Annotated in this window: 12 protein-coding genes, 1 tRNA gene and 1 pseudogene; 6 read left to right on the plus strand and 8 right to left on the minus strand. The window is 70.0% G+C overall.

What is annotated here, in order from left to right; all coding sequences use genetic code 11:
* Nucleotides 1-554 (plus strand): annotated as a pseudogene (locus DQW85_RS38870) (serine/threonine protein kinase); the annotation flags it as partial.
* A 65-nt stretch (nucleotides 555-619) separates the two neighbouring features.
* Here the strand turns inward: DQW85_RS38870 and DQW85_RS38875 are convergent.
* On the minus strand, nucleotides 620-1,651 hold the full coding sequence (locus DQW85_RS38875) for a M48 family metallopeptidase (RefSeq protein ID WP_420819216.1): 1,032 nt from the start codon (nucleotides 1,649-1,651) through the stop codon (nucleotides 620-622).
* Between the two features lie 87 nt (nucleotides 1,652-1,738).
* On the opposite strand from DQW85_RS38875, the gene nadD reads away from it, so the two are divergent.
* The 4 genes from nadD (at nucleotide 1,739) to DQW85_RS38895 (ending at nucleotide 3,712) form a co-directional block, all read left to right on the plus strand.
* Nucleotides 1,739-2,359, plus strand: coding sequence for a nicotinate-nucleotide adenylyltransferase (nadD, locus tag DQW85_RS38880; protein ID WP_113704738.1), 621 nt, complete (start codon nucleotides 1,739-1,741; stop codon nucleotides 2,357-2,359).
* A 138-nt stretch (nucleotides 2,360-2,497) separates the two neighbouring features.
* Entirely contained in the window at nucleotides 2,498-2,893 is a 396-nt protein-coding gene (gene rsfS, locus DQW85_RS38885) for a ribosome silencing factor (RefSeq protein ID WP_113704739.1), read from the plus strand.
* Nucleotides 2,890-3,519 (plus strand): histidine phosphatase family protein, encoded by a 630-nt coding sequence (locus DQW85_RS38890; protein WP_113704740.1) that lies wholly within the window; start codon nucleotides 2,890-2,892, stop codon nucleotides 3,517-3,519. The genes rsfS and DQW85_RS38890 overlap by 4 nt, the downstream gene beginning before the upstream one ends.
* Nucleotides 3,520-3,639: 120 nt before the next feature.
* Nucleotides 3,640-3,712: transfer RNA gene (locus DQW85_RS38895), tRNA-Ala, on the plus strand.
* Between the two features lie 44 nt (nucleotides 3,713-3,756).
* Here the strand turns inward: DQW85_RS38895 and DQW85_RS38900 are convergent.
* From DQW85_RS38900 to DQW85_RS38915, 4 genes are all read right to left on the minus strand, one after another.
* A complete protein-coding gene (locus tag DQW85_RS38900) occupies nucleotides 3,757-7,971 on the minus strand; it encodes an nSTAND1 domain-containing NTPase (RefSeq protein WP_162795722.1) in 4,215 nt (1,404 codons plus the stop codon).
* Between the two features lie 195 nt (nucleotides 7,972-8,166).
* Nucleotides 8,167-14,022 (minus strand): RHS repeat domain-containing protein, encoded by a 5,856-nt coding sequence (locus DQW85_RS38905; protein WP_162795723.1) that lies wholly within the window; start codon nucleotides 14,020-14,022, stop codon nucleotides 8,167-8,169.
* Nucleotides 14,023-14,085: 63 nt separating this feature from the next.
* Nucleotides 14,086-16,581, minus strand: coding sequence for a LamG-like jellyroll fold domain-containing protein (locus tag DQW85_RS38910; RefSeq protein WP_162795724.1), 2,496 nt, complete (start codon nucleotides 16,579-16,581; stop codon nucleotides 14,086-14,088).
* A 354-nt stretch (nucleotides 16,582-16,935) separates the two neighbouring features.
* The gene (locus DQW85_RS38915) at nucleotides 16,936-18,030 is read right to left on the minus strand and encodes an alpha/beta hydrolase (protein ID WP_113704744.1); all 1,095 of its coding nucleotides are present in this window, start codon (nucleotides 18,028-18,030) and stop codon (nucleotides 16,936-16,938) included.
* Nucleotides 18,031-18,072: 42 nt separating this feature from the next.
* Here DQW85_RS38915 and DQW85_RS38920 point away from each other — a divergent pair, with 42 nt between their 5' ends.
* Nucleotides 18,073-18,687, plus strand: coding sequence for a TetR/AcrR family transcriptional regulator (locus DQW85_RS38920; RefSeq protein WP_205315735.1), 615 nt, complete (start codon nucleotides 18,073-18,075; stop codon nucleotides 18,685-18,687).
* Nucleotides 18,688-18,697: 10 nt separating this feature from the next.
* On the opposite strand, the gene DQW85_RS38925 is transcribed toward DQW85_RS38920, so the two are convergent.
* The 3 genes from DQW85_RS38925 to DQW85_RS38935 all read right to left on the minus strand — a co-directional run bounded on the left by DQW85_RS38925 (nucleotide 18,698) and on the right by DQW85_RS38935 (nucleotide 20,895).
* The gene (locus DQW85_RS38925) at nucleotides 18,698-19,363 is read right to left on the minus strand and encodes an AIM24 family protein (RefSeq protein WP_113704745.1); all 666 of its coding nucleotides are present in this window, start codon (nucleotides 19,361-19,363) and stop codon (nucleotides 18,698-18,700) included.
* 96 nt (nucleotides 19,364-19,459) lie between these two features.
* On the minus strand, nucleotides 19,460-20,419 hold the full coding sequence (locus tag DQW85_RS38930) for a YbgA family protein (protein WP_113704746.1): 960 nt from the start codon (nucleotides 20,417-20,419) through the stop codon (nucleotides 19,460-19,462).
* Nucleotides 20,416-20,895: an RNA polymerase sigma factor gene (locus DQW85_RS38935; RefSeq protein ID WP_113704747.1), complete on the minus strand. Its 480-nt coding sequence runs from the start codon at nucleotides 20,893-20,895 to the stop codon at nucleotides 20,416-20,418. The genes DQW85_RS38930 and DQW85_RS38935 overlap by 4 nt, the downstream gene beginning before the upstream one ends.
* Nucleotides 20,896-21,087 lie beyond the last annotated feature (192 nt).

The raw sequence follows: 21,087 nt of genomic DNA on the forward strand, positions 1-21,087 counted from the left end.
CCCGCGGCACCGGAGGCGAGCCCGAGCCGGGCGCCGCAGGGCTGCCCGCGGGCAGCGCGGCGCTGCTGTTGCTCGCCGTGCTGGCCGTGCCGTGCGTGGTGGCCTCCGTGATGTGGCCGATCGCGTCCATCGGCATCACGGCGGTGTTCGTGGTGCTGACCAGGTCTCTCTGGGTGAGCCACTGGATGGTCAGGAAACGCGTCTCGCTCTGGCGGAGCGTGCTGCGGGTGGTGCTCTTCCCGTTCGCGCTCGCCGGGTCGGCCGTGACCGCGGCGGTCTGGCCGGGCGTGCCCGTCGCCGTGGCGGCGGGTGGAGCGCTCTGGATCACCGGCGGCGGTCAGATCGCCTCCGACTGGTGGCAGCAGCCGGCGCCGGTCACCGCGGCGGCTGTGGTGTTCGGCATGCTGTGCGGCGGCGTCACCGGCCGGGAGATCGAGCGGGTCGGCGCCAGGCTGCCGGAGCTGCGCCGCGAGGGGCTGCGCGCGCTGGCCGTGCTGGGCGGGTTCGTCGCCCTGTGCGCGGCGGCCGTACGCGCGATCGCCCTACTCCTCTGAGGCGGGACACTCCGAGGCCGGCCCGTTCAGAGGTTGAGGCCGGGCCCGCACCGAGGCGCCGCCCGTCAGCCCTGACCGCCGTCGCGCCGGGAGAAGCGGTTGAAGATGCGCTCGCCCGCGTTCACCGCGCCCTCGGCCACGTCGCGCAGCACGCCGATGAACGGGTCCTGCGATTGCGACCACGCCGTGCGGTAGGACTCGGCCGCCGCCTTGACCTCGTCGGTGACCCTGGCGCTGGCGTCGTCCTCCCGGCGCGGGTAGTCGCCGCCGAGGATGCGTTCGTACTCGCCGCTGCGCTGCCACTTGTCGAGTTCGGCCACGCGCACCACGGCGAACGGGTGGGTGGTGCCGAGCAGGTTGAGGACCTTGAGGAAGCCGTCGCGGAGGTCGCCTGCGGTGTCGTACTCCTGGTACTGCTCCAGGAACGCCTCGATGTTCATCTCGTGGGTGTAGGCGCCGCCGGCGAGCTTCATCAGCGCACGCTTGGCCGCCTCCGGATCCTGGCCGGTGAGCAGGCCGCCGCGGTCGGAGGAGAGCTCGGACTTGCGGTACCACTCCTCGAGGCCCGCGACGATCGCGCGCAGGCCGATGTAGCCCAGCGGGATCCAGGCGACGCGGGTGGCGAGGCGGGTGAGGATGTCGAGCATCGTCCGGTAGACCGCGTGCCCCGACAGGATGTGCGAGGTCTCGTGGCCGATGACGAAGCGCTGCTCCTCCTCGTTCATGAGGTTGAGCAGGCCGGTGGTCACGACGATGAAGGGGTCGTCGAAGCCGATCGCCTTCGCCTGCACCTGGGGGTCCTGCTGGACGTAGATCTCGGGGATCCGGTGGAGGTCGAGGGTGTAGGCGGCGTCGCGGCCCATGTCGTACAGGGAGCGGAACTGGGTCTCGCTCACGCGCACGGCCGACGCGAGGTACATCAGGCGCAGCCGTCGCTCGCTGATGAGGCCGGACATCTGCTTCAAGACTGTGTCGAACCCACTCAACTTTCGCAGAGCGACCAGGGCGGACCGGTCTGCGGGGTGTTCGTAGGCACGGGAGGAGATGCCGGGTAGTTGGACGCGGTTGCGGTCCGGGGTGGTCGTCATGCCCGGCATGCTACGTCGGCATCGGGAGGGATGCGCGGCCATCGTGGAGGGGGGTGCCATCATGTCGGGGGAGGGGATCCACGTAGGGTCCGTTTCATGATGAATGCCCCAGGTGTCCATGGGAAAAGACGTGTGGGTGTTATGGGAGGCACCTTCGACCCCATCCACCACGGTCACCTGGTGGCCGCGAGCGAGGTGGCCCACCACTTCGAGCTCGACGAGGTCGTGTTCGTACCGACCGGCAGGCCGTACCAGAAGACGGAGCGCGAGGTGTCGGCCCCCGAGGACCGCTACCTGATGACGGTGATCGCGACCGCGTCGAACCCGCGCTTCTCGGTGAGCCGCGTCGACATCGACCGGCCGGGACCGACCTTCACCATCGACACCCTGCGCGACATCTCGCAGATCTACGGGCCCGACGCGGAGCTGTACTTCATCACCGGAGCCGACGCCCTCGGCGCCATCCTCACCTGGCAGAACGCCGACCTGCTGTTCGAGCTGGCGCACTTCGTCGGCTGCACCCGCCCGGGGCACACGCTGCACGACCCCGGCCTTCCCGAGGGCAAGGTGACCCTGCTGGAGATCCCGGCCCTGGCCATCTCCTCGTCGGAGTGCAGGCAGCGCGTGGCCATGGGCGAGCCGATCTGGTATCTGGTGCCCGACGGCATCGTCCAGTACATCAACAAGCGGGGTCTCTACCGCCACCCGGAGGCATGATCGGACGCGGCCGCGACGGCCGCCCGGCTGTCACCGGCGCTCCACATCCTGTACGTGATCCTGTACGTGAGGCGTCGGGGCCGGGAAGGGTAGGCTCAAGGGAGGCATACTGCCGACACAGGAGGACAGACCCGCATCGTGACCGCATCTGAGAGAGCCGTCCAGCTGGTCAGGATCGCCGCCGAGGCCGCGGCGGACAAGCTGGCCGATGACATCCTCGCCTACGACGTCAGCGAGCAGCTCGTCATCACCGACGCGTTCCTGCTCTGCTCCGCCACGAACGACCGCCAGGTCCGCGCCATCGTCGACGAGATCGAGGATCGGCTGCGCACCGAGGCGGACGCCAAGCCCGTTCGCCGCGAAGGCGAGCGCGAGGGCCGCTGGGTGCTCCTCGACTACCTCGACATCGTCGTGCACGTCCAGCACGAGGAGGACCGCACCTTCTACGCGCTCGAGCGGCTGTGGAAGGACTGCCCGGCCATCGGCCTGCCCGAGAGCGTCATGCAGGCGAACATCCAGCGAGCCCGCACTTGAGCAAGCGGATCGTCTGCCTCCGGCACGGGCAGACGCTGTGGAACGTCGAACACCGCTTCCAGGGGCACTCCGACATCCCGTTGGACGAGACGGGCCTGGCGCAGGCCACCAGGGCGGCCTCCCTGCTGGCATCCCTGCGCCCGACGCTCATCGTCTCCTCCGACCTGCGGCGCGCCAACGACACCGCGCTCGCGCTGGCCCGGCTGGTCGGCCTGGACGTGGCCGTCGACAAGGCCTTCCGCGAGCGGGGCGGCGGTCAGTGGGAGGGCCTGACCCGCGACGAGATCGCCGCCCGCTGGCCCGAGGAGTACGTGGCCTGGGAGGCGCCGGACGGCGAGCCGGTCGGTGACGTTGCCGCGCGCGTCGCCGCGGCCATGCGCCGGTGGGCCGCCCGGCTCGACGGCGACGGCCTGCTCGTCATCGCCTCCCACGGCGCCGCGCTGCGGCTCGGCATCTGCGAGCTGCTCGGCCTGCCCGAGGAGCTCTGGCCCGTCCTGGGCGGGCTGGGCAACTGCTCGTGGTCCGTGCTGCAGGAAGGCCGCAAGGGCTGGCGCCTCCTGGAGCACAACGCGGGCACGCTGCCGGAGCCGATCAGCAGCGACGACCGGCCCGACGTCCAGGTCTGACCGCGCTCGTACGGCCCCGGCCATACGAGCTCGGGGCCTGTGCGGTGCGATTAGGCGAATCGTGCGGATGGCTATATGCTTCCCGAGCGCCGTTTACGAGAGCACTCGAAGCGGTGACCAGGGGCTATGGCGCAGTTGGTAGCGCGCCTCCATGGCATGGAGGAGGTCTGGGGTTCGAATCCCCATAGCTCCACAAGATCACAGAAGCAAGGCGGTGCCCTCTCCTATCACTTCCCGTCAGGGACAGGTCGGTTGGTAGGGGAGTGAGGGAATGTAGGTAGCCCATTCCTGCCGGGTGAGGTCGCGGCCGACGTCCGCGCACAGCTTGGTGACGGTCGGATCGGGCTGGAGTGACCAGCGGATGATCCTGCTGTCGTCCCCGCCGCTGATCAGGTGCCCGTCGGAGGTGAAGGCCAGGCCTTTGATCGTGGCGCTGTGGCCGGTGAGGGTTGCGGTCAGCTGCCGGGAGGCGAGGTTCCAGACGATGATCGTGCGGTCCTCGCCCGCGGATGCGAGAGTGCGGCCGTCGCGGCTGAAGGCCACCACGTGGACCGGGCCGGTGTGGCCGGGCAGCGTGGCGATGGCCGCTCCGGAGCGCGCGTCCCAGAGCTTGACCGTCCGGTCCGCTCCGGAGGTGACGATCACTTTCCCATCCGGGCTGAACGCGACATCCAGCGCCGACCCGTGGCCGGTCCTGAGGCTGTAGGCCTGCCTGTCCTGGACCATGTCCCAGACAAGGAGGTCACCGGCGGAGCTGACGGTGGCGAGAACCTGCTCGCGAGGGCTGAATGCCAGCGCCGTGGCGATCAATGGACTGGCGAACTGTTCTTGTCTGGGGTTCCTGATGTCGGTGACGTTCCAGCGGAAGCGACCCAGCGCGGTGGTGGCGAGGTAGCGGCCCTGGCGGTCGAAGGCCACGCCTGTGGACACGCCCAGCCCGTCATAGGACATCGCTGTCAGCTTCCGCCTTGAGCCGACGTCCCAGATGGTGACGGTGTGATCGCGGGTGACGGCGGCGAGCCGGTGGCCGTCCGGGCTGAAGGCGACGGCACGGACCTGCTCGGGATGACCGGGGAGCGAGGCAAGCGGGTTTCCCCGCGGGTCCCACAGACGCACCGTCTCGTCGCTGCCTGCCGAGGCGACGACCCGGCCGTCCGGGCTGATCTCGATGTCGTTGACGGCTTGGCTGTGCCCGCTGAAAGGCGGGACGGCGTCCTCCCGGATCACGATCATCCGCCCGAATCCGCCCGAGGCCAGCATCGCCCCGTCGCCGCTCAGTGCGACGGACAGCGTTTCGACGCGACTCCTGTCCTGGTACGTCTCGACGGGCTTCCGCCGCGTGAGATCCCAGATGGTGACAAGGCCGTTCTCGTCGGCCACGGCGATCCGGTTGTTCACGGGAGCGGAGACGTCCCAGGCGTACGGCGACTGTTTCGGTAGCTCGTACAGGCGCTTCGCCCGGTGCCGATCGAGTTTCCAGAAGCGGACCCCGAGCCTGGCCGACGCTGTGACGAGGGTTCCCGCCACGCGGTCGAAGACGACCTGGTGGACGCGCTCGGCCGGAATCTCAACGACTTTCCGACCTGTCAGGACATCCCAGACGATCGGTCTCTCCGGTCCGCCCGTGGAAGACACGAGGAGCGCCTCGTCGGGACTGAACGCGAGGGAGCCGACCTCCGTCCCGCGCCGTCCCAGAGTGCGCCGGGTCCCGCTGGGCAGGTCCCACAGCTCGATCCGTCCGTCTCCGACGCCGACGGCGATCTTCGTGCCGCCGGAACTGAACGCCATGGCGCTGGTGAGCCGCTCGACGGCGCGCTGGAAGACCAGTCTGCGGCTGCGCACATCCCACACCACGAGTGAGCCGTTGCTCGCACTCAGGGACGGTGCTCTCGCGGTGGAGGCGAGCAGGTTCCCATCCCGGCTGAAGGCTACCGTCCTCGCGTAGATGTCCTTTTCCCCGGCGAATCGGGTGTGCTCAGAGAGAGTCGCGAAAGGAGTACGGCGGCGCCGGTCCCAGATGCCGACCGTCCCGTCTGTGCCCGCGGAGGCCACCTGGGAACCGTCCGGGCTGAACGCCACCGCGAAGATCGCCGGACCGTCTCGGTTGAGCTCGATGCGCCGCCGTGCCGCGGCCGACGCGCTCAGGACGCCACCCCGGGTCTCGGCATCCGGATTGAGGCGGTACGCCGCGACCGCCAGGAGGCCGGCCAGATCGGGATCGGTGTCGAGGAGGAAACGGGCTTTCAGCGACAGCTGCCGGGAGAGAGCGAGCAGCTGCTGGTGACGGGCCTCCCGGCCCTGCCATACGGCCACGCCGCCGCCCAGCAGGGTGAGCACGAGGAGCGTGGCGATACCCGTGACGAGTCGTTTGAGCAGGCGGGTGCGCCGCCTGGTCGCGTCGTGTTCGCTCTCCTCCAGCGCGCGGCTGGCTCGCATGAAGGTGCTTTCGAGCTGGTTGAGCTCCTGCGGGTGATCCTCCGCCCAGGTCCGGGCGGCGAGCAGCTGGACGCCTCGGTACAGTGCGCCGGAGTCCCGCCCCAGCTCGTCCCACGTCTGTGCCGCATCGGTGAGCCGACGGTGGACGAACAGGTTCTCGCGGTCATCGGTGAGCCACCGGTGCAGCCGGGGCCAGGCCCGGATCAGCGCCTCGTGCGCCACGTCGACCGTCTCCTGGGCGAGGACGATCAGGCGTGCACCGGCGAGGCGGTCCAGCACGCCTGCGGTGATCCGGGGATCGGCGACGCCGATGAGTTCCGCCTGTGAGATGGGCCGGCGGGTGTCCTCCGTACCCTCTCCGAGCGTGGACAGCCTCAGGAAGATCCTGCGTGCCGCCTGCTGCTCCTCCCGGCTCAACTCGTCGTAGACGCGTTCGGCGCTCTGCGCGATCGCCCCGCGTACGCCACCGGTGGCGTGGTAGGCCGCCACTGTGAGAACCGGACCATCGCGGTTGCGCCAGGTCTCCAGGAGCGCGTGCGAGACCAAGGGCAGGTTGCCCGGCTCCGCCGCGGCGTCCACCAGGATGGTGGCCAGCAGGTCGGGTTCCACGTCCAGCCCGGCCCGGGTGGCGGGACGGACCACGATCTCCCCCAGGTCAGCGGAGGACGCCGGGCCGACGAGTAGCTGGGCATCGCCCCTGAGGGCCTCCACCAGGTCGGGATGCTGCATCAGGTGGGCGAGGAAGTCGGCCCGCACACCGAGGACGACCACGGTGCGGCGGTTCACGCCGATCGCGGAGTCGAGAAGGGCCTCGACGAACCGGCGCCGTTCGCCGTTGTCGGCGCACAGCGTGAAGATCTCCTCGAACTGGTCGACCACCAGCAGTGCCCGGGTCTCCGCCGGGCCGGTGGCCAGCGCTGTCCGGATCGCCAGATCCAGGGCGGTCGGGTCGTCGGAAAGCGCCTCGTGGAGAGGTTCCGCATCGGTGCCGGACAGCTTCGCCACCTGACCGGACAGCGTGTCGAGCGGGTGTTCGCCGGGTGTCATGAGGATGGGGCGCCACGCCGTACGGTGCTCCCTGGAGATCGTCCCGAGCAGCCCGGCGCGCAGGAGCGACGACTTGCCGCTGCCTGAGGCCCCGAACACGCCCACCAGCGGAAGCCGGTCGACCAGTCCTACGAGCCGGTCCCTGAGCTCGGAACGGCCGAAGAACCAGTCGTCGTCCTCCGGCTGGAACGCCATCAGGCCCCGGTACGGACACTCTCCCGTCCTGGCGGGCACGAGAGGCGGCCGGTCCGGAGTGGGAAGGAGTTGATCGTCGCCGCGTAGCATCGCCTCATGCAGCCGCCGCAGGTCGGGTCCGGGTTCGATGCCAAGCTCCGAGCTCAGCAGGGCGCGGATCTCGCGGAAGCTCTCCAGGGCCTCAGCCTGCCGGCCGGACCTGTAAAGGGCAAGCATGAGGTGACCGCGCACGCCCTCCCGATACGGATGTGCCCGGGAGAGCTCGGCCAGTTCGGCCAACGGCTCGGCGTTTCGCCCCAGCCGGAGCTCGACCTCCGCCCACCGCTCACACGTTGCCAGCCGCAGTTCCTCCAACCGGCGCGCCTCTTCACTCACCGGCTCGGAGTCGCGGAACTCCGCGAACGCCGGTCCCTGCCACAGATCCAGGGCCGCGCGCAGCAGCTCGCTCGCCATGTCGAGCTCCCCACTGTTCAGCGCCGCCGTCCCCTGTGCCGCGAGACTGCGGAAACGCGCCGAGTCGAGATTCTCGGTGATGATCGCGTACCCGCCGGGCCGCCCAGGAAGGACGTGCGCCCCCAGCGTCCGTCGCAGCTGGTGGATGTAGAGGTGAAGGTTGCGCCGGGCAGACGCGGGCGGGCCATCGCCCCAGACGGCGGCGATCAGCCAGTCGACTGAGACCGGCTGACCGGCTCTGGAAAGGAGGGCGGCAAGGGTGAGCCGAGGTTTGTACGCGGCCCCGACAGGGATCGCCTGGCCGTCGCGTGAGATGCGCAATGGCCCTAGAACGTTGAATTCCACCCGGACTCCGCCCAGTCGGACCAGTCAGCTGAAGGATCATGGCAGCGTGCCCGTCCTGTCAATGGCTGGCTCAGTCTGTCTCGGGCCGGTGGTCCTGGGTATCGGGGACGGAGAGCGGACACCCCGGGCCGGGGTGTCCGCTCTCGCGAGTCTCACCTGTTCGAGTCTCACCTATTCAAGGAGCCGGCCGCCCCAGCGGCCCAGGCCGCGCCGGATGTTGTCCCGGTTCTCCGAGCTCCAGCCGTAGGTCTTCGAGAACACCTTGTAGCCGACGTAGGCCTGCTCGATTCGCTCCCATCGCTCTTCGATCTTGTGGGCCTTGTGCAGGAAGTGCTTGGCATCGTTGATGGCCTTGTAGCCGTATTCCAGATCGCGCCTGGCGTGCTGGAAGGCGAGCTGCTGGATGTCCTGTGACATCCTGCCGTTCCTGGCGGCTGCCGCGAACCCGTCGTTGACCACCTCCACCTGCTTCCGCAGTCCGCCTATCGCGTCCTCTGCCCTGTTGAGGGCGGTTCGCGCCTTGGCCACCTTGGCGGCGGCCCCCAGCACCCTTCCGCCGGGTATCAGGCCGACAGCGCTGGTCGCGCACTTCATGGAGATGCCGTCCTTGCAGTTCTTGTAGGTGTCGGCTGCCGTCGCGACCAGGGCGACGCCTCCGGCGATCAGGTTGATCGGCGGAGGTGTGCAGACTGCGACCACGCCCGCCACCGTCGCGATCGTGCTCCAATTGTCCGGGTTCTTGACCCAGTTGACGGCGGCCGTGGCTGCCTGGACAGCCGGGCCCATCGTGACCTGGGCGACGGCTTTCGCCGCCGCGACCATGGGCATGACCGGGCTGGCCACCTTCTTCAGCCAGCCGAGGATCTGGCCGTCGGGGTCGGACATGGTGACCGGGCTGCCGTTGGCGTAACCGTACGCGTGGAGTTGCTGCGGATCCATCGGGTCGATGATCGGGTCCACGCTCAGGAACCGGCCGATGGCCGGGTCGTAGAGCCTGGCTCCGAGGTGCACCAGCCCAGTCGGATCGCTGGTCCCGCCGACGAAGCCCTTGTCCATCGCCGCCGGCCAGGTGCCGCTGCCGGCCCGGGCGGTGCCGTACGGCGTCTGCCTCCTCCTGGCCACCTGCTGGGTGTCAGGGTGGACCGAGATCAGCGCGGTGCCCTGGTGGTCGCCCACCAGCCAGGTGAGGCCGGCCTCGGTGCGCATCGCCACCGGGTGTCCCGCGTGGCTGTAGTACCGGGTGCTCGACCTGGCGCCCGTGCCGCTGTTGTAGCGCAGCTCCTGGTCGGGCAGGTAGAGCGTCTTGCCGGTGGAGTCGCGGCGGATGAGCCGGTTGCCGTCGGCGTCGTACAGCAACGACGTGCCGCCCGAGACGGTGGCCAGCTCTCCCTCGACGTCCCAGGTCAGCGTCTGTCCCGGACGCGTCAGGGTGTTGCCCTCCGCGTCGTAGGTGTAGTCGCCCCGGCCGCCGTCCGACGCGCTCCAGCCGCTGAGCCGGTGGGCGGAGGAGTAGGTGTAGGTGGTGGTCACGTCGCCGGCCACCTGCCGGGTCCGATTGCCCACCTTGTCGTAGGTCCAGTCGAGCTGGTAGGGGGCGGGACCGGCAACCACAGTGGACGAGCAGTCGCCGTTCTGCGGTGTCCAGGCGCTGGTCACCCGGCGCAGGTAGTCGTAGGCGAAGCACTGCGCATCCGCGCCGTCGGCCAGCTTGGTGATGTTGCCGGCGTCGTCGTAGGTGAACCCGACGTCCGACACCGTGGCGGGCGACAGCTCGCGGGTGGTCAGCATGCGGGTCACCCGGCGGGTGCCCTCGGCATAGGTCAGCCCGGTGTCCAGGATCCGCCCGCCCGCGTTGCGGCGGCCGACCACGGCCAGCTCGCCGAAGCGCGTGTAGGAGGTCGTGTCCACGTAGGTGGTCGCGCCGAGGGAGGTGGACAGGGTGGACGGCTTGTCCAGGCTGGTATAGGCAGTGGTGAGCGTCTCGCCGCCGAGCCCGCCGGTGCCGTCCACGTCGGGCAGGCGGGTGGAGGACTGCAGGCTGTTGGCCGTGTAACCGTAGTTGTAGGTGTAGGTCCCCGCCAGCCCGGTTTCCGCGGTCGGGATGGAGTAGGTGACCTGGGTGGGTTTGTAGTCGGCGGAGTAGCCGAGGATCTCCTTGCTGTAGGCGTTTCCGCCGTCGTGGCGGATCGACTTGGCCAGCTGCCCCTTGACCACCGCGTCGTAGATCCACTCGGCGCGCTTGGTGGTGCCCTCGTAGGTGGCGGTCTTGCGGCCGATCGGGTCGTAGGTGAAGGTCAGGGTCCGGCCGGTCGCGCCCTTCACCGAGGTGAGCTCGCCGGCGTCGTTGTAGGTGTTGACGGTCTCGCCCTTGTCGGGGTCGAGGATCCGGGTCTGGCGGCCGCGTAGGTCGTAGTCATATTCCCAGCGGTTGCCGGCCGGGTCGACGATCGACTTCAGCTCACCCGTGGGTGTGTAGGCGTAGGCCGTCGTGTCGTACGAGCCGGTCCCGGTGTGCTGTCGCATGGCCACGGTCTTGCCGCGTACGTCGGTCACCGTCGAGGTGGCGGTTCCTCCCGCGGCGGGCGTCACGTCGACCCGGTCTCCGCTGTGGGCCGTCGTGGTCCGCCACTTCTCCACGCCCATGGACAGGGTGATCTCGGCTGTCTGGCGGCCTGCGCCGTCGAACAGCTTCCTGGTCTGCGTCGGGATCACGTTCTCCCCGGTGGGCTTGAACAGTGTCGTGCTCGGAGCCCCGTCGGCCACGTAGGCGTCGTAGGTCTTCCAGCCGCGCCCGGTGCTGTCGTAGAAGGTGTCGCTGACGATCCGCCCGCCGGCCGTTCCCGCCTCGGGGGACTGGATCTGCCGGACGCGCAGCATCCCGTCGTACAGGGTGTGGTAGGTGACGTACTGCCCGGCCGCGTTCAGCCGCGAGTTGGTCACCACCGTCGGCGCGTTGTTGCGGATCAGGTAGGAGAACGTCATCGAGGCGCTGGACGTCCGGTCCCGCCCCGGCAGCCAGACCGAGGTGAGCCTGGCCAAGCCGTCATGAGCGAGCTCGGTCACCCGGCCGTTCGCGTCCACGATCTTGGTGGTGGCGCCCGAGGCGGGTTCCACGCTGTTGGTCGTCACCCAGCCGAGTGGGTTGGTCATCGTGACCGTGGTGGCATGGGTGCCCGAGCCCGGGGTGTAGGCGGTGCTGGACTTGTTGCCCTTGACGTCCCAGGTGGCGGTGATCCGGCCGTAGGCGTCGTACTCCGACCGGCTGGTCGTCACATACGTCCTGGCGGTCGGAGTCCAGGTCTTCAGGGACTCCACCTGCGTGGCCCTGCCGCGGCCGGGGGCGGTGCCGTACGGCTGGCCGTCATAAGAGGTGCGCTCGTCGCCGATGACGTCGTCCTCGGTGGCCGGGGTGGCGTTGCAGGCGACGGCGTAACTCTCCACCCGGTGCGGGTAGGTGAGCAGGCCGCCGGTCGTGTTGCGGGGTTCGTAGGTGGTCTTCGTGCACCTCTCGTCACCGCTCTTGGCGGTGTCGCCGGACTCCTCGCTCTGGATGACCATGCCGTGGTCGTCCATGGTGTTGCGGGTGACCGTGATCCTGGGCGGCCGGCCGCCGTCCAGGGCGGTCCGCGTGTGGACGGCGGCCGTGCCGGTGAAGCGGGCGTTGACCGTGACGCCGTTGAGCGTCCTGGTCGCCGACGGGGAGGACTGCCAGGGTTCGGTCGATTCCGCCCGCACCTCGTCGGTGTCGTTCAGGGTGACCGTGTGCCTGGTCAGGCCGGCGAAGGTGTCCTCGTCGGCCACCGCGGGTGCGCCGCCGGCGGCGGGCAACGTGATGCTGCGGGTGCCGCTCGGCAGTTTGTCGCCGTGCATGCCGCGGAAGTAGGTGGTCTCGGTGGTCACCTGCTCGCCGGGGTCACCCTTGACGGTGCGGACGGTGCCGTAGCCGCGCCACACCGACCAGGTCTTGTTCTCGGCTTTGACCAGGCCGTCGTCGTCGGTGTAGTGCCAGGCGGGGTCGCCGAGGTAAGCGTAGGTCGTGATCGCCCGGGGTGCGCCGCCGGTCAGGTCGCTCTCGGTGACCTGGGTGACGACGTACTTGTGGAAGTAGTCGGTGATCGGATCCTTGTAGCCCGGCGGGGTCCACTTGACCGGGTAGCAGCGCAAGAGGTTGGCCTCCGGCGCGGTGGGCACTCGGGTGCCGGCGACGCAGTCCTGCGGCGAGTAGGAGATGGCGATCTTGCCGCCGGTCTCGGTGTTGATGTGCGAGATGCGCCACCAGTTCATGGCCGGCGAGTGGTCGGTGGCGTCCACCCGGTTGGCCATCTGGACGCCCTGGAAGGTGACGTCGGGCACGCCGGCCGTGGTGCCGACGTGGCCGGAATGGGAGATCTTGTCCAGCCACAGGCCGGCGCGGGTGCCGTCGCCGGGGCTGGGGAAGGAGTGGGTGAAGGTCCAGGACTCCACGTTCTTGTGCTGGTTCGACGCGGCGTCCCAGACCCGAGTGGTGATCTTGCTGAGCCTCTTGGCGGTCCAGAACGTCGGCGCGGAGACGTAGCACGGCGACGCCGTACATTCCTGGTCAAAAGGTGTGTCCGGCCAGGTGGTGGCATTCTTGGTGGAGCAGTTGGCCAGGCAGCGGTCGGCCGCGTCGAAGACCACCTGCGCGGGGACCGTGCCGTAGGCGGTGTCCGACCGGGTGCCGTAGTCGATGCGGGTCAGATGGCCGGCTCGGTCGTAGGTCGCCAGATCGGTGCTGCTGCCGTTGCGGCCGTACTTGTTGATTTCCTTGGCGTACCAGTACGACGACGTGTTGCCGCTCGGGTCCACCACGTAGTCCAGCTGCCAGCGGTAGGCCTGGGTGCAGGAGGAGTCGGCGAAGGCGGTGGCGTGGCAGGGCTCGCCGCTGTGATTGCCGTACACCGGCGAGGTCAGCACGCTGCCTGTCTCCGCCTTGCCGGATACCCAGCCGGGCAGCCGGTTGCGGCCGAACCAGTACTGCGTGCCGTCCGGGGTGGTGACCACCCAGTGCTCGCCGTCGTCGTCGCCGTTCGCGCCGCCGGTCCTGCGCTCGACCTTGGAGCCGTCGTCCGAGCGCATCCGCCAGCCCTTGCCGGCCTGGTAGACCAGGTCACCGCCGCGGCCGTTGAGCGACAGCGTGGCGTTGTCGGTGGCCCAGCACTGGTCGCCGGTGTCGGTGGAGTTGTTGCCGCCGGCCCTGTCCTCGGCGCAGCCCTTGTACTTGCGCTCGATGAAGCCGGTGGCCAGCTCGAAACCCTCACCGGCCCAGGATGGCTGGTTGTTGGAGGAGACCATGCGGCCGTCCACCGACTGGGAGGAGTAGGCGAGCGCGAGCTTGGGCGACTCCCCGCCCACCGAGGGGGGCATACGGAGCGGGTAGTTCCAGGCGAAGTCGCCGGACGAGCCGCCCCCGGTCCAGGTGGCCGACGGCTGCAGCGACGTGGCGCTGTAGTCGCCCGATGACCCGGAAGGCGCGGCCTGTACGGCGAGCGTGGCCGGCAGTTCGACGTCGGCGGCGACGGTCTGCGCGTCCAGGTCGTTCTCCGTGGCCAGCGGGCGTGACGTCGTCAGGTTCACCAGGCGCAGCCGGGAGGCCCAGTCGGCGCCGTAGGCGTCCTTGAAGCCGGAGTAGTCGATGCTCACCTTGGCCTTGCCGAGCCCTTCTGGGCTGGAGGCCTTCAGCAGCAGGCCGTGCGCCTCGGCCGAGTGACCGAGGAGGTTGATCTTAACTTTCCCGATATTTCCGGATTTGATGGCGATGGCTCCGGACGAGCCGCCGGGTTCCAGTTCCACCTCGCCGGTGGGCCAGACCGGCGGCTTGCCCTGGAACGGCTTGCCGGTCCTGGGCTCCACGACATTGATCAGCTTCGCCTGGGTACCGGGCACCGCCCGGTCGAGCTGCGCTTGTAAGCGTTTGGGCGCGGTCTGGGCCTGGCTGGGGATCGCGCTCATCAGGGTCACCACCAGCGCCGGGCCGAGCACAGCGGAAATCCAGCGTCGTACGGACACCTAATCCTCCGGGCATGAGAACGGCGGCCGGGGAACCACGCTCCCCGGCCGGTTGACGTGTTGTCAGGCGCGCGAGAGCGTCAAGATCTCTGAATCAGGCAGCACACCGGCGTAGACACGCACGTCGTCAAGACCGCCGTGCCACCGGTCGCCTCCCGTCGCCCACTTGCCGAAGCCGATCGCGATGGGACCGGTCGCCTTCCACGGGGTCGGCGCCGTGACCTCCTTGACCTTGACGCCGTCGACGTAGAGGCGGAGCTTGCCGGCTCCCGCGTCGTAGACCCCCGCCAGGTGTTGCCAGACACCCTGCTTGACCGGGCCGGCGACCGCCGCGGACGGGCAGCAGACCGTCTCGTCGGAGGGACGCATCTGGATCGACCACTGCGGCGTGTTGTTGTCCTGGCGCAGTCCCAGGTAGAAGGCGGACACCTGGTTGCCCTCCTGGGCGACGACCGTGCGCTCGTACAGCGACAGGTCGGTGATCCGCACCCACGCCGCGACCGTGTAGGACTGGTCGGTGTGCAACGCCGAGCCGGCCGTGTGGATGTCACCGGAGCCGTCGAAGGAGCCGGCCGCGCTCGGGGTGCCCTTGCGGTCGGCGACCCAGGTGACACCGCCGGCCGGTGTGCCGTCCCTGCCGTATCCGGAGTCGTCGTAGGCGTGGCCGTCCAGGGTCCACCAGCCGACCTGGGTGGCGGCCATGCCGGCGATCTCATTGGCTGCCAGCACCCGGTTCCAGACCCGGACGTCGGCCAGTTCACCCGCGAAGCGGTCCGTCTGCGCGGCCCCGTACATTCCCTGGCCCATCCAGAGTGGGCCGGTGGCCTTGAACAACTGGGAGCCGGAGCCAGTGGCGGCCGGCACCCCGTTGATGTAGAGCTTTGCCTGGTGGTTCTGCTTGTCGTACACGCCGGTCAGGTGGGTCCAGACATTGGCGACGGGGGCGACGGTGGACTGGGCGCGGAAGGCCGCCGGAGCGTCCACGTCGCTCGGGTGCAGGCTGAAGGTCCAGGTGTTCTGCCACTTTTGCAGGTAGAACGCGGCGGTACGGGTACCGACCTGGCTCAGAACCGTCTGGTAGGCGCCGGCGGTGCTGGTCATCCGTACCCAGGAGGAGACCGTGAAGCTGGTGCTGGTGTCGAGCACCGGCGCGCTGGTCCCCGCGTAGTCGTCGGTGCCGTCGAAACCCACCACGGTGTCGCCGACCAGCCTGCCCGGTCTGCCGAGCACCGCGCCGTTCGACGGGGTGGCCGCGCGTCCGTTGCCGGAGGAGTCGGCCAGCGTGGTTCCGGACTGCTCGTTCAGCCTCCAGCTACCCACCGGGGCCGCGGCCGAGCCGATCAGGAACGTGTACTTCCTGATCGCGCTCTTGTTCCTCGCCCGGTCGAGGCTGCGCACGAAGAGCGTGAGCTGGCCGGCCCTGGTCGGGTTGTCGGCATCGGGTGGCGGCGGGGTCAGCGCCTTGGTCAGGTCGGCACCCAGGCTGGGGGCGGCCACATAGGTGGTGGGCGGGTCGGACCAGCCGTACTCGTAGCCGGCGACGTCGGTGACACCATTGGCGGTGAAGGTGAAGTCGGCCGTCGTCCCAGCGCCGCCGTAGTAGTTGACCAGGTCGTCCTTGTAGAGGGGCGAGGACACTACGGGGACGGCGTTCGGCGAGCCGGTGTCGACGGAGAACTCGCACCAGCCGCTGTAGCTCTTGCTGTAGAGGGCGCCATCGTAGGTCCTGGCCCGCCAGGCGTAGTTGCCGTTGGCCAGGGTGGGCAGCGTGAAGGTATGGCTGGTGCCGGACGGGATCGACGAGCTCTGGGTGCCCAGCACGCTGCCGTACGTGCCGTCGGCCTGGATCTGCGCCCACTCGACCGAAAGGGTCAGGGCCGACTCGTTGTCGGCGTCACTGGCCCGCGCGGCGACCGTGGGCGCTCCGACGCCCAGCCACGGCCGTTCCGCACCGGTCACGCAGGCTCCGGTGCTTGCGGTGGCCCGCTGGTCGGGCGTGTTCGGGTAGGAGTTGTACTCGATCGCCAGGTGCGGGTTCTGGGTGTCGCCCGCACTACTGACAATCTTGTACCGCTTCCAACTCCAGATGTCGGCTTCGTTCGCGGCCCGCAGGCCGAAGTACGCGGTGGTGCCGCCGGAGTTGGCCATGCCGCTCACCACGCCGGTGACGTCGAACTCCTGGTGACCGGCCGGACACCTGCCCTGGTAGCCGCCGCCGGTCCGGCGGACCACCTTGCCGTCGTTGCCGAGCAGGCTGCCCCAGCCCGGCTGATTGTTCCAGGTATGCCCCGAATTGAAGGGGCTGACCTGGTACAGGTTGACGGCGCCGGCCGAATAGTTGCCGTTGCCGCAGTCCTTGGCGGACCAGGCGTGCCACAGCCGCAGCGTGGCCTTGCTGACCTTGGTGTTGGCGACCCGGCTGATGTCGAACTGCATCATGGAGCGGGCCGTGGCCCCCTCGCCGTTGTGACCGGCGCGCAGCGTACCGTATGTCGAGTCATCGCTGTTGATGGTCACCCTGTCGTAGTAGGCCGTGCCGCCGTATTCCTTGCGGAACACCGTCCAGTGAGTCCGCGGCGCGTGATGCGATGCGTGGTCGCCGGCCATGGCGGAAACGGCCGCCACGCGACTGTGCCCAGCGGCGGCTGGAGGGACACCGGCTGCCGTTAACGTAACCACGAGGGCGGAGTAGACCAACCAGCGCCCCATCGTCGTCTCCCTAAGCTTGTGTCCTCGCGGACGACCGACCAGATTCCGGGGCCAGATCGGCTCCGCTCAAACTGTCGGGGAGCGACGTATTTTCTTGGTATATCCAACGTAATTCTCGTATATTCGACGTATACCTGCAGGTCGTCGCAGGCGGCCCGGCCTCGTTCGGCCGGCTGAACCGCCGGCCGTCGTGAGGTCGGTCGATCACCTGGTCAGGAGCGGGCGGAGCGGGAGTCGCAGCGCTCGCGCGGGCAGGGGGCCGCCCAGGTGGCCGAGGAGCCAGCCCCAGATCGCGACGATCATCGGCTTGAAGTGCTCGGGTGCGCAGTGTGTGGCGTCGCGGACGATCCAGACCGTGGTGCCGGGGTGGCCGGCCAGCCGGGTGGTGTCGCCGAGTGGGATGTACTGGTCGTTCGCGCCGTTGACGGCGAGCAGCGGGGCCCTGCCCTCCGCCTCCAGCAGGCCCTGGCCGCGCAGCGAGAACTTGTCGAGCAGTTCGGTCACGAGGCCGGGGCCGGGCAAGGAGTCCAGGCCGAGGGCGTTGCCGATGATCCCGGCCATGCCGTACGGGAGGTTCAGCACGTCCACGCGCTCGTCGGCGGCGCCGGTCGGGCCGCCCAGGCAGACGGCCGCGTCGACCTGTCCGAGCATGGCGAGCTTGGCGGCCCAGTGGCCGCCGAAGCTCAGACCCAGGAACGCGACGGGCAGGCCGTGGCGCTTGCGCAGCAGGTCCACCACTCCGGACAGCACCCGGTCGGAGTCGGGGCCGAGGGGCTGGACGGATTCGCCCGTTCCCGGCATGTCGATGGCGGCGACCAGCAGACCGGTGGTGAGCGCGGTCGAGACGGCGAGCCTGTGCAGTTCCATCTTCCAGGTGTCCACCCCGCCCGACAGCACCATGACGCCACGCGGGCGCCCGCGGCGGCGCTGGAACAGGTGCGCGGGCACGGGGACGCCGTCGACGCGCAGCACCTCCCGGGTGAAGCGGGTGGTGAAGCGGGCGGCGGCCGCGAGATAGCAGTCGAGCTGCCGCTGGTTCGCGAGCCTGCGCTCCGGGGTGGCCAGGCTGGGGAAGCGGGCGGCTCCCCAGCACAGGGCGGCCCGCAGCAGCCTGCCCTCGCTTCTGGCCTGCTCCGCATGGCGCGCCCAGGTGGGCGTCCAGCCGTCCCCGGCCGTGCCCCACATGTCGCGGATCTCTGTCCTGGCCTGGGCGATCGTCGCTTTCGGGATGCCCCAGGCGAGGAACTGCGCGGTGCGCTCGTCGAAGATCGCCTGGGGATCCACGGGGAAGGTGAACATGTCGCTAGAATGTGAGTAATTCTCAGTATCTGGCAACTCGCATTGGACGGCCCCATCTCCATCCCCAGGAAGACCCCCCGCCAGCAGCGCTCTCAGGAGACCTACGACGCCATCCTCGAGGCGGCTGCTCAGCTTTTCGAACGCCTCGGCTACGCCGGAGCCACCACGAACAAGATCGCCGAGCGGGCCGGGGTCTCCATCGGATCGCTGTACCAGTACTTCCCCAACAAGGACGCGCTGCTGTACGCGCTGGGGGAGCGGCACGTGCGCCACCTGGTCGGTTCGCTCAAGGCGGTCTTCGCCGAGGTGAGCGCCGACGATCCGCCGCTGGAGGAGAGCGTGCGCAGGCTGGTGGGCGCGCTGGCGGACCTGCACCTGTCGGAGCCCCGGACGCACCGGCTGCTGTACGACCAGGTGCCGCGTCCGGCGGCCACGGCCGTCCAGCTCCGGAGCATGCAGGCCGACATGGCCGCCGAGGTCGAGCGCCAGCTGAGCCGCCTCGGCGTCGGCGGCCCCGACCGGGTCGTGACGGCCCTGCTGCTGGTGCAGGCCGTGGAGGCCCAGGTGCACGGCGCGGTCCTCGACCCGCCGCCGGGCAGGTCGGCCGCCGAGGTCGTGGAGGCGATGGTACGGCTCTGCCTCCGCATGCTCGGCTAGACCGGCGGCCCTACTTGGCCTGGACGACCGGAGGGCCCTCGCTCGCCTGCACCAGCACGAATCCCTGGCCCTGGAAGGCCAGCTGCATGGCCTCGCCGCTGCCCCGGCCGATCAGCGCGCCCGCCTTCAGCGTGCGGTTGACGCCCACCTGCAGCCCGGCGCTCCAGCACACGGCCGACTGGCCGTCGGCGAACGTCGGCGATTGCGCGGTGTCGAGGAGCACGGGGGTGCCGTGCGCGGTGACCGCGACCCAGCCGGTGCCCTTGATCGTCATGTTGAACAGGCCGCCCGCGGCGACGCCGGCGCCCTGCACGCGCTGGATGTCCCAGGTGAGCTGGGCGTCGAGGGCCAGCAGGTTGCGGCCGTTGACGGTGATGGCCTCGTCCTCCAGGTAGAACAGGTGGATGTCGTCGGCGTTGTCGGCGAGGAACAGCCTGCCTTCCCCCGTGACGCGCATGAGCGGCGCGCCCTCGCCCGTCACCATCTTCTTGAACAGCTTCCCGACCCCGCCGGCGCCCTCGTAGCTGAAGTCCATCCGGCCCTGGAAGGCGACCATCGAGCCCTGGCGGGCGAGCACCTCGGGAGGGAGCTGGATGACGAGCATCTTGGAGTTCTGCAGGGCGAAGTTGGCGGGCACCTGCTGGGTGTCCAGGTTTCCGAAGAGCGCGCTGCGCATGGGCGACCTTTCGATCGGATGTGGCCGTCACCGGTGGTGACGAACGGGCGGGGGCTCGGGTTCCCGCCCGTCGCGCGACGGGGCTCGGTCCTGGGGTCACGTGGGAACGTGGTGGCGCAGCCGCAGCTCCTCCGGGTACGGCGAGAGGTACGTCTGGCCGCGCACGTAGGCGGCGGCCCGGCCCCTGGAAGCCTGGTCCCCCGCGTCGTGGCGCAGCAGGGCCGTGGGCACGCTCAGCGGGACCAGGCCCGCGCGGTAGGAGTCGATGACCCCCAGCAGGTCGTCGCGCCGGGCGGGGTCGAGGGGGAGCATCCCCACGCAGTGGTGCAGCACGTTGACGTGCCGCCCGGCGGTGGCCCTCCTGGCGAGGGCCGCGTGGAACGCCTGGGCGTAGCGGGCGGCCAGCTCGGCGCGCGGCCGTGCCCCGGCCTGGGCCACCAGGGCGCCCGCCTCCCGGTGGCCTGCGGGGTCGTGGGCGAGGAGCTGCATCTTGTGGCCGGTGTGGAACGCGACCAGATCACGCGGGCGCCAGTCGCCAGCCAGGAGTTCGCGCAGCCGGGCATGGGCGAAGATCCGCTCCACGAACGCCTCCCTGAGGACGGCGTCGTTCAGCCGCCCCTCGTCCTCCACGGGCAGCAGCGGGTGCGCCCCGATCACCGCGGCGGCGAACAGGCCCCGGTTGCGCCGGTCGACGGGCGGGCCGCCACCCGCGGGGTAGAGCGGGATGCCGTGGACGCCGCAGGTGGGGCTCCTGGCCTTGAAGACGTAGCCGTCCACGTCGAGCGTGGCGGCGCGGGCCGCGGCCAGGGCGCTCATGCGGTCGGTGAGGTCGGCGCGGGTGGACCGGGCCACCAGGCGCGGGCCCTTCGGCGACCGCTCCAGCCGGAGGGTCTCGCGCGGCGTGCCCAGGCCCGCCTCCATCTCCGGGCAGATGGGCACCCAGTCGACGTGCGGGTCGAGCGGGCCGGTCAGGAAGCGGTCGCGGCTGTGCCCGGCGTTGAACCGTACCGGCTCGCCGAGCAGGCAGCTCGAGACCGCCACCCTGGGGCGGGTCATGCCGTGCCCAGCAGGGCGGACAGGCGGTGCAGGCCGCGGGCGGTCCTGGCCTTGACGGTGCCCAGCGGCACGCGCAGCCGTTCGGAGATCTCCCGCTGGCTGAGGTCGCCGTAGTAGGCGAGTTCGATGGCCTGGCGCTGGACGTCGGGCAGTTCCGACAGCGCCCTGCGGACCAGGTCGCGCTGGGCCAGGCCCTCGCTGTCGGCCCGGCCGTCGTCGCCTGTCACGTCTCCGGCGGCCTCCAGCGGGACCGTCGCCGGGCGGCGGGCCCGCAGGTGGTCCACGGCGCGCTTGCGGGCGATGCCCAGCAGCCAGGCCTCAACGCTCCTGGCCGGGTCGTATCGGTGCCTGGACCGCCAGCACTCGTAGAAGACCACCTGGGTCACGTCCTCGACGTCCCCCGCCGGGACGTAGCGGCGCAGGTACGAGCGGACCAGCGGCGCGTGGGTCCGGTACCACTCGGCGAGCGGTTCCATCGGCGACCCCTCCCGTAGATAACCTATTCAAAACTTATTCAAGCTCGGCCGGGCGGTGGCGGACAACCAAGAGCGGGGAGATCAGTCCAGCGCCGCCGCGATCACGGCCACGGCCTCCTCCAGCGAGGCCGCGCGGGCGACCCCGGGCGGGAGCCCGGCCGCCCAGCCGGGGCCGCCGACCACGATCCGGGC

Source organism: Nonomuraea lactucae (assembly GCF_003313395.1).
Taxonomy (GTDB): domain Bacteria; phylum Actinomycetota; class Actinomycetes; order Streptosporangiales; family Streptosporangiaceae; genus Nonomuraea; species Nonomuraea lactucae.